Origin of the sequence: Microbacterium sp. nov. GSS16, from assembly GCF_028198145.1 — a bacterium.
Taxonomy (GTDB): domain Bacteria; phylum Actinomycetota; class Actinomycetes; order Actinomycetales; family Microbacteriaceae; genus Microbacterium.
This window is the reverse complement of sequence record NZ_CP116338.1, coordinates 859,200-874,437: the sequence shown is the minus strand read 5'-3', so window position 1 is coordinate 874,437 and position 15,238 is coordinate 859,200. Positions and strand designations below refer to the sequence as shown.

The following is a 15,238-nucleotide window of genomic DNA, read 5'->3' as shown; positions in this document are numbered from 1 at the left end:
CGCTGATGGGTGTGCCCAGTGTATGTGTGCGCGACCTGTTCGGTCACGCGTTTCACCGCACCCGGATCAGGTGAGGGCGGTGCGCCGGATCATGCTCGCGTCGATGACCTCGTCGAGCGTCCGCCAGGGATCGGCGGCGCGCAGGGCGTGACCGATCTGCGCGGCGGTCGCCCGGAACGCGGGCTCGTTCAGCACGCGGTGCACGGCGTCCCGGATCTTCGGCGCATCGGCCGTCTGCGTGCGCAGGTCGATCCCCGCTCCCGACCAGCCGACCCTCGCGCAGACCTCGACCTTGTCCTCGGTTCGTCCTGCTACGACCAGTGGGATGCCGTGCCGCAGCGCCTGCTGAACACCGCCATAGCCGCCGTTGGTCACCATGGCGTCGACCTTGGGCAGCAGCTGATCGTACGGAAGGTACTCGGCTACTCGGGCGTTCGCCGGCAGATCGGATGCCAGGTCTCCGAGGGCACGCCCCCCGGTGGATGCGACGACGAGCACATCGCTGTCGCGCAGCGCCTCGAGGGTCGGCAACACGAGCTGCGAGAAGTCGCGGTTCGCGATGGTTCCCTGGGTCACGTGCACGACGGGTGTGCCGGCGTCGAGATCGCTCCACCATTCCGGCAGAGCGGGAGTGGAGATCACGGCGGGAATCGCTCCGGCGTAGTGCACCGTCGGGGGCAGATCCGATCGGGGGTATTCGAACTCGGGAACGGTGAACTGGATGTAGGCGTCGGCTCGACCGGCCCAGTCGAGGACGAACCCTCCGAGGCCACGACCCGTCTCGCGAGCGGCGAGCCGATCGGCCTCCCGCTGCACGCGGCGGAAGATCAGCCGCTCCGCGATGGTCCGCAGCGCGGCGTTGCGCAGTCGCCCAAGGGGACCGGCCATCGGCGTGACGCCGAGGCCGAACGGCGCCGTATCGCGACTGCGGACCCCGAGCGGGAAGATTCCGAGCGCGATCACCGGCGGCCGGTCGTGCCGCGGCAGCTGCTGCAGCAGAGCGGCGCCGAGGAAGAGCGGTTCGGCGAGCACGGTGTCGATGCGCTGCTCTGCCAGCACGGCGCGCACAGCGGCGAGCTGAGCGACTCCCGGCCTCACGAACAGATTGCTCATGTCGAAGCGCAGAGCTGCCGCTCCGGTCAGCCCCACGCGCTCCGGGAACGCGGCGTCGGCGTCGTCGAGGTCGATGTCGGCCGCAGCAGGAAGAGCGACGAACCGGGCTCCCGTGCTCGCGACTCGTTCGCCGTAGCGGGAACTGGTGAGGAACGTCACATCGTCACCGCGCTCGATGAGATGGCGAGCGATCTGCAGCAGCGGCATGACATGCCCGTGCGCCGGTGTGCAGGCGATGAGGTGGCTGGACATGGCACTCCTTCTCTAAGATCGATATACCGAGACAGTATTCATCTGCTTGCAAGGAAAGTCAATGACGGAATCGACCGCTCGCGTCTACCGCTCCGAACTCCGGGCCCGCCAGGCACGTGAGACGCGCGCCCGGATCATCGCCGCGGCCGGGGAGCTGTTCGCCCGACAGGGGTACCAGGCGACCACCATCGCCGCGATCGCGCGCGCGGCCGGCGTCTCCGGTGAGACCGTCAAGACGGCCGCCTCGAAGGCCGAACTGCTGATCGCGGCGTTCGAGGTGACGTTCTCGGGATACGAGGGCGCCGAGTCGCTCACGGACACGGATGTCGCCGCCGGCGTGCTGGAGCTGCCCGACGATGTGTTCCTCGACGCCGTGCTGGCTCAGATCACCGACGCGAACGCACGCGGGCATCGGCTGTGGACGGTGCTGCTGGGCGCAGCCCTGTCGGATGAGCGGGTGGACGAGGTGCTCACGCAGATCCTGCATCGTCGCGCCGACGACTACCGACGCCTGATCGACGAACTCATCGCCCGCGGTCTGGCCGCCCCGAAGGCCGACCCCCAGGCGACCGCTGCGACGCTGTCGTTCCTGCTCTCGCCCGAGAGCTATCAGCAGCTTGTCGCACAGTCGGGATGGGACGCCGGCACCTATATGCAGTGGCTGCGTGGGGCCGTCGCGGCCGAGCTCGCCCGCTGACCCCCGCCCGCGCCGCGCCGCGCGCGCGCGGGCGGCGCCGAGACTTCCGTTCCAGCACGAGACCTGCCTGTGTAAGCCCTGTCTCGTGCTGCAAGCCAAGTCTCGCGACGGAGATTGCGAAAACGTGGCAAAGCCGCGCAGCTCAGCCGCGCGCGGCCCACCACTCGCGCAGACGCTGCTCGGCGGCATCCGGGCCGATCACACCCTCATCCAGCCGCACCTCGAGCAGGAAGCGGTACGCCTCGCCGACCTCGCGACCGGGCTTGATGCCGAGGATCTGCTGGATCTGATTGCCGTCGAGCTCGGGGCGGATGCTGTCGAGCTCCTCCTGCTCGCGCAGCTCGACGATGCGCCGCTCGATGTCGTCGTATGCCGAGGCGAGGCGAGCGGCCTTGCGCCTGTTGCGCGTGGTGACATCGGCACGCACGAGGATGTGCAGTCGCTCGACGACGTCGCCGGCGTCGCGCACGTACCGCCTCACGGCGCTGTCGGTCCAGGCGCCCTCGGCGTAGCCGAAGAATCTCAGGTGCAGTTCGATGAGCTTCGCGACCGCGTCGATCGTGTCGCCGTCGAAGCGCAGCGCCTGCAGGCGCTTGCGCGCCATGCGCGCGCCGACCACGTCGTGGTGATGGAAGGTGACCCCTCCCCCGTTCTCGAGTCTGCGTGTGCGCGGCTTGCCGATGTCGTGCAGCAGCGCGGCCAGCCGCAGCGGCACATCGGCAGCCGCACCGGGGTTTCGGGCCTTCTCGAGGTCGATGGCCTGGCGCACCACGGTGAGCGAGTGCTCGTAGACGTCCTTGTGGTGGTGGTGCTCATCGACCTCGAGTCGCAGCGCGCTCACCTCGGGCAGGAACTCGTCGATCAGTCCGCTCTCGACCAGCACCCGGATGCCCCGGATCGGGTCATCGGTCTGCATCAGCCGCACGAGCTCACCCTGCACGCGCTCGGGGCTGACGATCGTCAGCGTCTGGCGCAGCTTCTCGATGGCGGCGAAAGTGGCATCTTCGATCGCGAAATCGAGCTGGGCGCTGAATCGCGCCGCCCGCAGCATCCGCAGCGGATCGTCGCCGAAGCTGATCTCGGGGTCGATGGGAGTACGCAGGATGCCCGAGACGAGGTCTTCGACCCCGCTGGTCGGATCGATCAGCTTGACGGCGGGAACCTGCAGCGCCATGGCATTGACGGTGAAGTCGCGCCGCAGCAGGTCTCCGTCGATGGTGTCGCCGAATTCGACGACGGGCTTGCGGGTGACGCCGTCGTAGCTGTCGGCGCGGTAGGTGGTGATCTCGACCTGTTCGCCCTGCACGCGTGCGCCGATGGTGCCGAAGGCGCGGCCGATGTCCCATTGGGTGCTGGAGATCGGCTTGACGATCGCGAGGATGTCGTCGGGGCGGGCGTTCGTCGTGAAATCGAGGTCGTGTGTCTCGCGGCCGAGCAGCGCGTCGCGCACCGGACCACCGACGACGGCGAGGTCGAAGCCCGCCTCAGCGAAGGCGGTCGCGAGGGTGGCGACGACGGGGTTCGCGGCGAGCGCGCCGAGTCGGGACAGGCCCTCGGCCATATTGAGCATGGATTCAAGGGTACCGGGGCGAAGCGGGCCGACGCGGAGAACCCCACAGGCGGTGCCCGTGGGGTTCTCGTGCGATCGATGTCATGTCCGGCGTCGACCGCCGCACAGCAGGATGCCCCCGGCCAGGAGCGCGAGCAACGCGACGATCCCGAGGCCGAGCGTCCACGATGCCGACGAGCCGGTGGTCGCCAGCGGGTGACCGGGTCGCACGACGCTCGGTTCCTGCTCTCCCGCGTCGGATCCGCTGGCTGCCGGACCCGTGCCGCCACCCGTGCCGCCGTCGCCGGGGTCGCCGTCGCCGGCACCACCCTCGCCCGGGCCGCCCTCGCCGGGCCCGGTGGTGCCCTTGCCATCGATCGTGAACGAGCGAACCTCGGTGCTCTCGACACCGCCGAACGGACCGGTGGTGCGCACGTACCAGCCGTGCTCACCGGCATCCAGTTCCGTCCACGCGACTGCGGTCTGCTCTCCGCTCACGACGTCCTGCACGCAGTCGATCTCGTTCGTGGTGAGGATGTCAGCGCGGAACGAATCCGTCGAGAGCACCTTCGTCACCGGGGCGATACCGCCGGCTGCGTATGGGATCTCGAACTCCTGCATGCCGGCCGGACTGTTCAGCGACGCGTCGTCCGAATCGAAGTCGTCGAGCGACGGCGAGTAGGTGCGCACGATGATCCGCTCCTGCTCGTTGTCGAAGTGCAGCAGGCGCAGATACCCCTGACCGCCCTCCGGCAGACCCTGGTAGTCGAACAGCATCGAGTACACCGTGCGATCAGCAGTGCCGTCACCGTCGTCGTCGAACTCGTCCAGGCGCGTGTAGGCGTCGTGGTAGTGGCCGGAACCCACAGAGATCACGTTCGCGTTCGGCGCCACGACCTCGTCGTAGATCCGCTGTGGGAACGGCCCGAGCCCGCCGGTGGTGAGCATGTACTCGTGCAGGTTGATCATGACCTTGCGCTCGGGGTACTGCCGGATCACCGAGTTCATCCACGCGATGTCCTCGGAATTTGACGCCTCGTCGTTGGGGTCCGGCCAGCCCATGTACATCATGAGCATGTCGATCCCGCCAGCGGTCACCAGGTCGTAGTGACCGCGGTTGTCCTTGTACGACCCGCCGTACCAGGGATTCTCGGCGAAGCGCGCCTCGCCGAAGCTGGCGCTGTACGCGGTGTAGTCGCCGTCCCAGTGCCCGACGTCGTGGTTGCCCGCGAGCACGCCGTACGGGATTCCCGCATCATCCAGCTTGCGGTACGCCGCGTCTGCGTTCTTCCACTGGTGCGGCTGGTCGTAGTTGTCGACGATGTCGCCGGTGTGCGTCACGTACTGCAGGTTCAGCGCATCGCGCTGCGCCACCAGGAAGTCGTTCATCTTCACCTGGTGCTGATACCAGACGTCCGATCCGCCGGCACCGGCGAGGGCTCCCTCGTTTCGGTTGTAGTACTGCGTGTCCGACAACCAGCCGAGCGTGAAGTCGTACTGGTCACGAGGTGTGGCGCCGGCGTTGAACGGTGTGACCTGCGAGTCGCGCGAACTCGAGTCGGCCCCGGCCCAACCTTCGGAGTGCTGCACGAGCACGGTCAGCTCCCCTCGCTTCGCGTGCCCGTCGACGGGCACCTCGGCCTCGAGCGCGAAGCTGGTGGGCCCGCCTCCTGTGGTGACGTGGCGATCGACCTCCTCCCACGAGCCGTTCGTCTTCTGCACGTACAGCAGCACCTTGGCATCCGCGTTGGCAGACCCCTCCCAGCCGACGCGCATCTGCGCGCCGGTGCCGACGCGTGCCGGAACCTGCACGGTGAACAGCTGGTACGGCATGGCCGTGTCGGAGGTCGCGGCGACCTCGATTCCGTCCAGTCGCGCGATGCGTGCCAGCTCGTCCTCGCTGAGCGGCTTCGCATCGCCGCGGTCGGTCGTGCGGGAGCTCGACGTGGTTCCGGCGGCGACCTGCACCTCGGCATCGAGCGAGGTGTACGAGTACCCCTCCGCGAAGCACAGTTCGAGACGATCGTCGATCTGCGAACCGGGTCGAGCGACCAGGTCGACCCGGTCGCCGGTCAGCTCGGCGCCGTCATCGGGGCTGATCAGCTGTGTGCGCGGCTTCTCGTCGGCCGTCGAGAACGCGATCGTGCTCGTCGAGACGTTGCCGACGGCGTCCTTCGCAGTGACGACCAGAGTGTGGTCACCGGGCGACAGCGTCAGCGATGACGTCGTCAGCGGAAGCGCGATCTCCTTCTCGTCGAGGGTGGCCGTGACCGATTCGAAGCCGGAGCCGGCGTCAGTGACCGTCGCGTCGATGGTGAACTCGCCGCGGTACTGCCGGCCATCGGTGAGCGTGCTGTCGATCCGGGGAGCAGTGTTGTCGACGACCACCGTGCGGGTGGCCGTGAGTGCGTCCGCAGCCCCGGCGCGAGTCGTCCCAGCGTGCTCGGATGCGGTGACAACGTGCGGGCCGTCGGCTACGGCAGTCGTGTCCCACAGCGTCGACACCGAGTCGAACGCATCGTCGGGGATGGTGAACGTCGCGAGGAAGTACACCAGATCAGCGTCGCTGAAATTGATCCGCTCGGTCGAGGTCGTGGGACAGCTGCGTGCGGTGGGCTCTTTGCCCTCTCCGGCACCGGAGCAGGAGGTCGGGCGCAGCACCCGCCCATCGGGCAGAACGAGGCGCGGGTTCATCGCCGTGAAATCGTCGTTGTTCTCGTTCGGATCGGGCTGCGGCCACGCCTTCGTCCCGGCGTAGACCCCGAGCGTCAGCTGTTCGCCGCGGACGACCTCCTGAACGGGGACCTCTGCGTCGACCGTGACGACGCGGTCGTAATAGCCCTCGTCGAACACTGTCAGCACCGTGTCGCCGAGCTTCAGCCCGTTGCGGAAGAACGCGTCGGTGCTGGTCGCCTCGATGGCGAAACGGGGCGCACGCTCGAGAGAAGCGATGGTCTCGCCCACCGGCTCACCGTCGACAGACAGAGAGAGGGATGCCGGGTCGCCGTCGGTCGTCGCGACGAGCGGCGTCTGCCCGCCGACGAACTGGCCGTCGGCGACGTTCAGCCGTACCGGGTCGTCTGGACTGCTGTCGAGAGTGAGGCGCACCGGTCCGAGGGTGGTGGTCTGGAGGCCGTCGCCTGCCGTGACCGAGTACTCCAGCCAGCGTTTGCCGAAGACGTCGACCGAGGGGATGCTGTACTCGTATCGCCCGGCAGAGGTGAACGCGAGCTCGCGCGTCTCCGTCGCGCCCAGGTCGTCGGTCAGCGTCAGGGTGACGCGGCGCACGAGCACGTCGTCGGTGACGTCGAACCCGAGCGCCACATCGTCACCCTGCGGCAGCTCGGAGCCGCCCGTCAGGTCGACGATCTTCGGAGCGGTGCCCCCCTCCGGGTGCGGCACGTAGGCGTCGGCCACCTGGTCCGCGCTGACGGCCCCCGGGGTCGGGGTCGCGAGACCGAGCATGCTCTGGCTGGTGCCGGCGGGGTCGGCGGGCACCCACAGTGCGCCGCTGGCATCAGCAGGGTTCCAGCCGTACTGGATCGCCGTGGATGCGGTCGTCTGGCCGTCGTCGAAGTAGTAGGCGCGCGAGATGTCGTGACCGCTCTTCGTCATCAGCTGCAGGCCGCGCGAGCCGCCGTTGGCCATGCCGCCCGACGCGATGGTGAGGATGCTCTCGCCGAGCACGAGCTCGGTGCCGAAGGCGGCGTTGAAGTCGGCGACCGTGTATCCCGCGCGCAGCACGGCCGGGTTCTGGATCCACAGCACGAGCGTCTCGCCCGGCTCGATGGCCGGCTCTCCCGGGCCCGCGGGCCACAGTGTCGACGCATTCGTCGTCGGGCCGCTGAGGGCGTTGTCGGTCGTGAGGTAGTGCAGCGCGTAGTCACCGAAGCCGACCGGCGCGTCCGAGGCGTTGTACACCTCGATGAACTCGAAGGCGTCGGAGCCCGCGACGTTCGCCGTGTCGGGGGCAACCTCGGTGATCTGCAGGATGGGACCCTTGGCGTCGGGGTCGGTCGGCTTGGGTGCCGGGATCAGCTCGCTGGTCACCTGCTCGACCGTGATCGTGCCAGGCGTGGGTGCGGCGGTCGCTCCGGTCGGGTCGAAGCCGAGCAGGCGGGCGTCGGCCGATCCGATCTGATTCGGCACGGCGAACTGAGCGTTCCACGGCGTCGAGCCGACGCCGTCGTCCGACGGCACCCAGGCTCGTGCGAGGGTCGCACCCTCGGCATCCGTGAGGCTGAAGCCGCGCGAACCGCTGTTCGCGAACCCGCCCTGCGGACCGAAGCGCAGCACCTGAACCGTCTCGGGCACGCCGTAGAAGGCGCGGAACTGCTCTTTCGTGAGGCTGCGGCGGGCATCACCGTCGGCGTAGTTCATCCAGAGCACGGCGGTGCCGCCGGCGGGGATGACGGCGGGACTGTCGCCTTCTCCGTCGAGGTGGATGAGCGGCTGCACGGTGCCGGTGTTCCACTGGCTGGTGTGATAGCGGATCTGCAGGCCGTCGGCAGTGAGATCGATCGGCTCGGCGGTGGTGTTCGTGACCTCGACGAACTCGTACGTGTCGGCTCCGGCGTTGTCGCCGTTGATCTCGGTGATCGCCAGCGGCCAGTGCTCGGCGGCGTTTCCGCTCTCGCCGGTGATGGGAGTGAGATCGGATGCCTCGGACGCCGCGTCATCAGGGCTCGGAACGCGGTCTGCGGGGGCGGTGTCGGCCGGGGTGGGATCGGTGGGGACCGGTTCCGGGGAAGCCGAAGCCGTGGCATCCGGAGCTGGCCTGGTCGTGTCCTCCGGCGTGGGAGGATCTTCGGGCTCAGGAGTCTGCTGCGGGACGTCGGGCGTCGGCGAAGGCGAGGAGGTGCTCTGAGCAGGCGTCGACGGGATCGTCGAGGTCGAGTCGTCGACATCGGCGGCCGAGGCGACCTGCGGTACACCGCCAGACACCAGCGCTGTGGCTACGATCACCGCGGCGAGCGCTCCGGCTCCGGAACGGCGAAGTGAGGGATTGGGCATGGAAGGGGAACCTCTTCACGAAGGGGGAACGGCGAGTGCCGCTTCTCTTCGTAGTCACCCCACATGACGCCCAGGTGTCCGAACGCGCCCGTCTTCGACCGTTTCGTGAACCCTCGGTGAACTTCGTGACCGCTCCGGTCAGGCGATGGGGTCGCCCTGCACCGGGCCCTCTGTGTTTGGCTTCCAGCCCAGCGCCGGGGCGACGTGCTCGGCGAAAGCCTGCAGCACGTGCAGGTTGTACTCGGGGCCGAGCTGGTTCGGGATCGTCAGCATGAGGGTGTCGGCCGCCATCACGGCCTCGTCGGCCTTCAGCTGCTCGATCAGCTCGTCGGGTTCGGCAGCGTACGTCTTGCCGAACGTCGAGCGATACCCGTCGATGATGCCGACCTGGTCGCTGTTCTCGCGCGAGCGCAGGCCGAAGTACGCCCGGTCACGGTCGCTGACCAGCGGGAACACGCTGCGGCTCACCGACACCCGGGGTGCGCCGGTATGACCCGCTTCCCGGTACGCGGTGCGGAAGAGATCGATCTGCTCGCGCTGCAGCTCATGGAACGGCTGACCGGTCGCCTCGGTGAGCAGGGTCGAGCTCATCATGTTCAAGCCCATGCGCCCGGTCGTCTCGGCCGTCGCCCGCGAGCCGGCACCCCACCAGATGTGGTCGCGCAGGGTGGGCGACTGCGGCTCGATGGCCAGGTAGTGACCCTCCCCGACCATGCGCGGATCACCGGGAGCGACGCGCTCCCCGTCGATCGCGCGGAGGAAGAGGTCGAACTTCTCGCGTGCCATCACGCTGCCGCGCTCGGTGTCCTCCTCATCATGGAAGCCGAAGGTCTCGTAGCCGCGCAGCGCCGTCTCGGGTGACCCGCGGCTCACTCCGAGTGCGATGCGACCGTCGGCGATGAGGTCGAGCGCAGCCGCCTCCTCGGCGAACTGGAACGGGTTCTCATAGCGCATGTCGATCACGCCCGTGCCCACCTCGATGCGCTTCGTCCGGGCGGCCATGGCCGACAGCAGCGGCATGGGCGATGCGGCCTGGCGCGCCCAGTGGTGCACGCGCACGTACGCGCCGTTGACACCGATCTCGTCGGCGCCTTCCGCGATCTCGATGGTCTGGCGCAGCATGTCGCCCGCGGTGCGGGTGAGGGATCCGGGCACGTCTGCGTAGTGCCCGAAGGAGAGGAAGCCGAATGCCTTCATGTCGTATGCAAACGCATAAAAGTCGACGGCTATTCCGCAGCCGGCAGCAGCAGCCCGTCGAGCACCAGACGACGGATGCGCGGTTCGATATCGGCCCACAGGTCGGCGAGCGGCACGTCGAACAGGTCGGCGAGCGCGCCCACGATCTGAGCGACGGTCAGCTCGCCGTCGCACGCGCCGACGAACCCCGCGAGCGCACTGTCGACGCCGATCGTGCGCCCGAACCCGCCGCCCTGGCGCAGTTCGATGACGCTCGGGTCGTCCTCCCCGGGCATGTGGTGCCGCGCCTCGGTGACGTCGGGCGCGACGACGAGGCGATCCGGGATGCCATCAGCCAGCGCGTCGTGTGCGGCGAGACCCGCCCCGAGGGCGCGACCGAGGTTCGACACCGGCTGCGAGACGGTCTCGAAGCGACGCAGCACCCCGGCGCCCGAGGCGGATCGGCGCAGCAGGATGTACCCGAAGCCGACCGCCGTCACCCCGCGCTGGGCGAAATCGTCGAGCCACGCGGTGAGCAGACGGGTGAACTGGGCGTCCCGCGGCAGCGTGCCTCCGTCGCGGATCCAGAGTTCCGCGTATCCGAGCGGCGTGAGCTCTTCGCGCTGGATCACCCAGGCATCCAGATCGGCGTTCACCCACGAGCGAACGCGATCGAGCCCGCGGACTCCGGCGCGCGACTCCCAGTTGCCGAGCAACTGAGCGATGCCGCCGGGAGCGAGATGCGCGGGGGCGCCGCGCAGGAAGTCCTCGACGAGCGCGTCGCCCACAAGGCCGCCGTCGCGGTACTCGTACTCGGGCACGCCCGTGGCGCGCGGCGTGATCACGAACGGCGGATTCGACACGATCAGATCGAACGTCTCCCCCGCGACGGGTTCGAAGAGACTGCCGAGTCGGAACTCGATGTTGTGCACGCCGTTCAGCTGCGCATTCAGCTCGGCATAGGCGAGCGCGCGTGTCGAGATGTCGGTCGCCACGACCGCGCCGGCATGCCGTGACACGAGCAGCGCCTGGATGCCGCATCCGGTGCCGAGGTCGAGTGCCCGGTGCACCGGCACCGGGATGACCAGCTCGGCCAGCGTGCGAGATGCACCGCCGACGCCGAGCACATGATCGGGGGGCAGCGCCGTGCCGAGCGCGATCTCGTCGAGGTCGCTGGCGATCCACCATTCCCCGACACCGTCGGCATCCACGAAGGACTGCGGGCGGATCAGCGCCTGCGGATGCACGCTCTCGCCCTGCAGGCGCGCGAGGCCCAGGGCGACGACTCCGACGACGCCGACTCCCGGCAGCGCCCGCTCGACGGCGGCCTGCGGCTGCGCCATCCCGAGCACCCACAGCCGGCCGAGCGTCGAGAGCACGTCGTCACGCCCGTGCAGGGCCCGCAGGATCGGCTCGCGCAGCCCGCGCCCCAGCGCGTCGTCGGCCTCCTCGCCCCACAGCGACCGCAGCGGGTCGGAGCGGAAGTCGGCGGAGTCGAGATCGGCGGCGAGCGCCCGCGTCAGAGGGGCGTCCGGGCGAGGCTGAGCGCGATCTGGCACGGCGGTCACTCTACGCGCCTTCAGGGTTCACCGCGCTCTGCGCCCTAGAATCGGGGGCGTCGTCGGTGCTGGCATCCGACGACCCGCACTCATGATCTCGACACTGCATCGCGAAGGCCGACGTCCGCGCGCGCGTCGGCTGCTGGGCCGCCTCGCCGCGGCGCTCGTCGTCGGCTCTCTCGGTCTCGGCATCGCTCCGGCGACGGCCGCCGATGATGCGGATGCCGAGCAGCAGACCGACGCGGTCGTCGAGATGTTCCTCTCGGCCGGCGATGCCGGCGAGGTCACGCCCGGCGCGCCGCTGCTGAGCAGCGTCACGATCGAGAATCCCACCGACGGCACCATCACCTCCGGCAGCGTCAGCGTCGAGCTGAACACCACACCCCTCGCCGACGGCACCGCACTCGACGCCTGGCTTGATGACGACACCGCAGGCGGCGCCTTCCGCACCGTGGCCGCCGAGAGCTCTCCAGCCGTCGGCGACGGGTCCGACGAGACGATCGAACTGAGCGTCGAGCCCGCTGCGCTCGGCGAGCTGGCACCCGGCGTCTATCCGCTCAAGGCCCGTCTCACCGGGGCGACCACGACCGATGCCGACGGCAAGACCGTGCCGTTGAGCATCACGGCAGCGTCGGTGCTGGTCGTTCCCGCCCCGACCGACGCGCGCACGGCTGTGATCGTTCCGGTCACGGCGACGCCCGAGAACGGCGCCCTGCTCACCGCTGACGAGCTCACCGCCCTCACCTCCGACGGGGGCGACCTCGCCGAGCTGATCGATGCCGTCTCCGGCACCGGAGCGATCCTGGCGATCGACCCCGCGATCCCCGCGTCGATCCGTGTGCTCGGCGATCGCGCGCCCGCCGGCGCCACACGATGGCTGGAGCGGTTCGAGGCACTGCCTAATGACATGTTCACGCTGCAGTTCGGCGACGCGGATGCCACGGTGCAGGCGCAGAGCGGGCGTTCCGAACTGCTCGGTACGCCTGATCTGACCCCGCTGCTCGACCCTGCCGACTTCCCCGCCGTGGACCCGAAGCTCGAGCCGACCTCGGAGCCCACACCGACTCCCCTTCCCACCGCCGAACCTGAGCTGCCCGAGAGCAGCGAGCTGACGGCCGTGCGGGGCGCGCAGGGCAGCATCCTCTGGCCCCGCCCGTCGGTGACCGAGCAGGATCTCGCGGCCTTCGGCGCATACCTCGGTGACAAGACCACGACGATCCTGCCCTCCACCTCTGTGCAGGAGGGCGCGGCCGTGCACAGCAGGGTCGACGCGCACGACCTGCTCATCACCGACGCCGCAGCCTCGGCGCGCCTTTCTGCGGCGGTGGAGCGCGCTGATGCCGCAGCCGCAGACGCCGGGATGGCCGCAGTCGCCGGGCAGCTCTTCTTCGCCGAACAGCGCAGCCCGCTCACGGCGGTCGCGCTGGAGCGATCCGAGACCCGCTCCCCCGACGCGCTGCGAGCGGCCCTGCTGGCCTTCGCCGATCCGGGCGCGAGCCTCAGCACGCTGCGCGCCGCAGAACCGGCATCCGTCTCACTCGCCGAGACGACCACTGCCGGTGCGCGCGTCGGCGAGCTGAACAGCATGCTCGCCGCGGCCGACCGGCTCACCGCTTTCGCGACGATCCTCGAGGAGCCGGCCGTGCTGCTCGTCCCGGATCGCATCCGCATGCTGCGCGTGATCGGAGTCGGCCTGGACGATGACGTGTTCACCGAGCGTGTCGCCGAACATGCCGAGCGTGCCACCACCACTCTCAGTTCGGTGAATGTGGTCAAGCCCAAGCCCGTACAGCTGTTCACCTCGGCCGCACCGCTTCCGGTGTGGGTGCGCAACGACCTGCCCTGGCCGGTCACCGTCACCCTGTACAGCACGCCGTCTGACAACCGTCTCGACATCCAGCCCGCGACCGAGGTGACCGCCCTCGCCTCGAGCTCGACCCGAGTGGACGTCCCGATCGAGGCCCGCGTCGCGAGCGGTCAGGTCGACGTGCGCTTCCGGCTCGAGAGCCCCACGGGCGTGCCCATCGGGCAGCCCGAGGTCGCCGATGTCACCCTGCGGGCCGACTGGGAGGGCATCGGCCTCGGAATCCTCGGAGCGGTGATCGTCGTGCTGCTGATCGTCGGCAGCGTGCGGATGGTGCGTCGACGCAGAGCGGATGCCCTGCACCAGGCTCAGGGCACGAACGGGTCTGCAGAAGGAGAGCAGTGACAAGTCTCGGCCGCGCCAGCGCCATCCTCGGGGCGGGGACGCTCATCTCGCGCATCACCGGTCTCATCCGCACGATCGTGCTGGTCGCAGCCATCGGCACGATCGGACAGGCCGGTGACGCCTTCGGCGTCGCGAACCAGCTGCCCAACAACGTCTTCACGATCATCCAGACGGGCATCCTCACGGCAGTGATCATCCCGCAGATCGTGAAGTCGGCCAGTCACGCCGACGGCGGCGGCGCGTACATCTCGAAGCTGTTCACGCTGGGCACCGTGGTCTTCCTCGGCGCGACCGCGCTGGCCATGCTGGCCGCCCCCTGGCTCATCGCGCTGTACGGACCGAACTTCACCCCCGAGCAGCTGGCTCTCGGCACCGCGTTCGCGTACTGGTGCCTGCCGCAGATCTTCTTCTACGGCCTGTACGCGCTCATCGGCGAGACGCTCAACGCCAAGCGCGTCTTCGGTCCGTACACGTGGACCCCCGTGGCGAACAACATCATCTCCATCGCGGGGTTCCTCGTCTTCATCGCCCTGTTCGACGGGGATCAGAGCCGGGTAGACGTCTGGGATCCGACCATGATCGCCGTGCTCGGCGGTACGGCCACACTCGGCATCGTCGTGCAGGCCCTCATGCTGCTCTTCGCCTGGCGGCGCACCGGGTTGAGCCTGCGCCCCGACTTCCGGTGGAAGGGCGTCGGCCTCGGCCAGATCGGCACGCTCGCCGGCTGGACCTTCCTCATGGTGATCGCCGGCCAGATCGCCGGGCTCATCCAGACGCGCGTGGTGACCGACTCATCGGGCGATTACCCCTCGGTGTTCATGATGCAGGCCGCCTGGCTGGTGTTCATGCTGCCGTACTCGATCTTCGCGATCTCGATCGGCACCCCGTACTTCACGCAGATCGCCGAGCATGCGCACGAGAACCGTCGCGACGAGGTGCGCGCCGACGTCGCCCGCTGCATCCGGGTCGTGTCGCTGTTCATCGTCGGCTCGGGCATCGCCCTCGCCGTCGCAGCGGTGCCGGCCACGCGCATCTTCACCCAGAGCCCTGCGGATGCCGTCGCCGCGGCCCCGGTGCTGGTCTGCTATCTCGTCGGCCTGCTGCCCCTGTCGGTGCTGTTCATCGTGCAGCGAGCGTTCTACGCGTTCGGCGACACCCGCACACCGTTCGTGTTCACACTCGTGCAGGTCGGGCTGATCATCGGCTTCTCGTATTTCGCCGCCGCGGTCGCCCCGCTCAGTCAGCTCGCCGCCGCCGTGGCGCTCGGGCAGTCGATCGCCGGTCTCGTGCAGACGGTGATCGCCGTGCTCATCCTGCGCCGCAGGCTGGGCGGGCTCCAGCTGCCGCAGACGCTTCTCTCCATCGGCCGCTTCGTCGTCGCCGCCGTGCCGGCGGGCCTGGCCGGATGGGGAACGTACCTGCTGCTCGGCGCCGATCGGGGATGGACGGTCGGGCAGACCGGATCGACCTTCATCGACAAGCTGCTCGGCGCGGTCGGCACGGGCGTCATCGGCCTCGTCGCCGTCGTCGTCTATGCGCTCGCGCTGCTCGTGCTGCGTGCGCCCGAGACCAGCGCAGCCCGTGGACTGGTCACCCGCTTCCTGCCCAAGCGCTGAGCCTCATCGAGCACGCCCCGCGCCTGACATCCGGACGCGTCTTCCGCGAAGCGG

8 protein-coding genes are annotated in these 15,238 nt (G+C 69.2%); 3 read left to right on the top strand and 5 right to left on the bottom strand.

What is annotated here, in order from left to right; all coding sequences use genetic code 11:
• Nucleotides 1-66 precede the first annotated feature (66 nt).
• Nucleotides 67-1,365 (bottom strand): glycosyltransferase, encoded by a 1,299-nt coding sequence (locus PGB26_RS04005; protein ID WP_271639050.1) that lies wholly within the window; start codon nt 1,363-1,365, stop codon nt 67-69.
• Between the two features lie 61 nt (nt 1,366-1,426).
• Between PGB26_RS04005 and PGB26_RS04000 the strand changes: the two genes are divergently transcribed.
• A complete protein-coding gene (locus PGB26_RS04000; protein ID WP_271639049.1) occupies nt 1,427-2,062 on the top strand; it encodes a TetR/AcrR family transcriptional regulator in 636 nt (211 codons plus the stop codon).
• Between the two features lie 142 nt (nt 2,063-2,204).
• Here PGB26_RS04000 and PGB26_RS03995 read toward each other — a convergent pair whose 3' ends face one another.
• The 4 genes from PGB26_RS03995 to PGB26_RS03980 all read right to left on the bottom strand — a co-directional run bounded on the left by PGB26_RS03995 (nt 2,205) and on the right by PGB26_RS03980 (nt 11,368).
• Nucleotides 2,205-3,632, bottom strand: coding sequence for a CCA tRNA nucleotidyltransferase (locus tag PGB26_RS03995; RefSeq protein WP_271639047.1), 1,428 nt, complete (start codon nt 3,630-3,632; stop codon nt 2,205-2,207).
• 81 nt (nt 3,633-3,713) lie between these two features.
• A complete protein-coding gene (locus PGB26_RS03990) occupies nt 3,714-8,624 on the bottom strand; it encodes a metallophosphoesterase (protein ID WP_271639045.1) in 4,911 nt (1,636 codons plus the stop codon).
• A 138-nt stretch (nt 8,625-8,762) separates the two neighbouring features.
• Complete coding sequence (locus PGB26_RS03985; protein WP_271639044.1) at nt 8,763-9,821, bottom strand: LLM class flavin-dependent oxidoreductase; 1,059 nt, start codon at nt 9,819-9,821, stop codon at nt 8,763-8,765.
• Nucleotides 9,822-9,850: 29 nt separating this feature from the next.
• Nucleotides 9,851-11,368, bottom strand: coding sequence for a DUF7059 domain-containing protein (locus PGB26_RS03980; RefSeq protein WP_271639043.1), 1,518 nt, complete (start codon nt 11,366-11,368; stop codon nt 9,851-9,853).
• Between the two features lie 82 nt (nt 11,369-11,450).
• Here PGB26_RS03980 and PGB26_RS03975 point away from each other — a divergent pair, with 82 nt between their 5' ends.
• Nucleotides 11,451-13,568, top strand: a complete 2,118-nt coding sequence (locus PGB26_RS03975) for a DUF6049 family protein (protein WP_271639042.1) — start codon at nt 11,451-11,453, stop codon at nt 13,566-13,568.
• Nucleotides 13,565-15,184 carry a murein biosynthesis integral membrane protein MurJ gene (gene murJ / locus PGB26_RS03970; RefSeq protein ID WP_271639041.1) on the top strand — a complete coding sequence of 540 codons (1,620 nt, stop codon included), beginning with the start codon at nt 13,565-13,567 and terminating at the stop codon, nt 15,182-15,184. The genes PGB26_RS03975 and murJ overlap by 4 nt, the downstream gene beginning before the upstream one ends.
• The last annotated feature ends 54 nt before the right edge of the window (nt 15,185-15,238 follow it).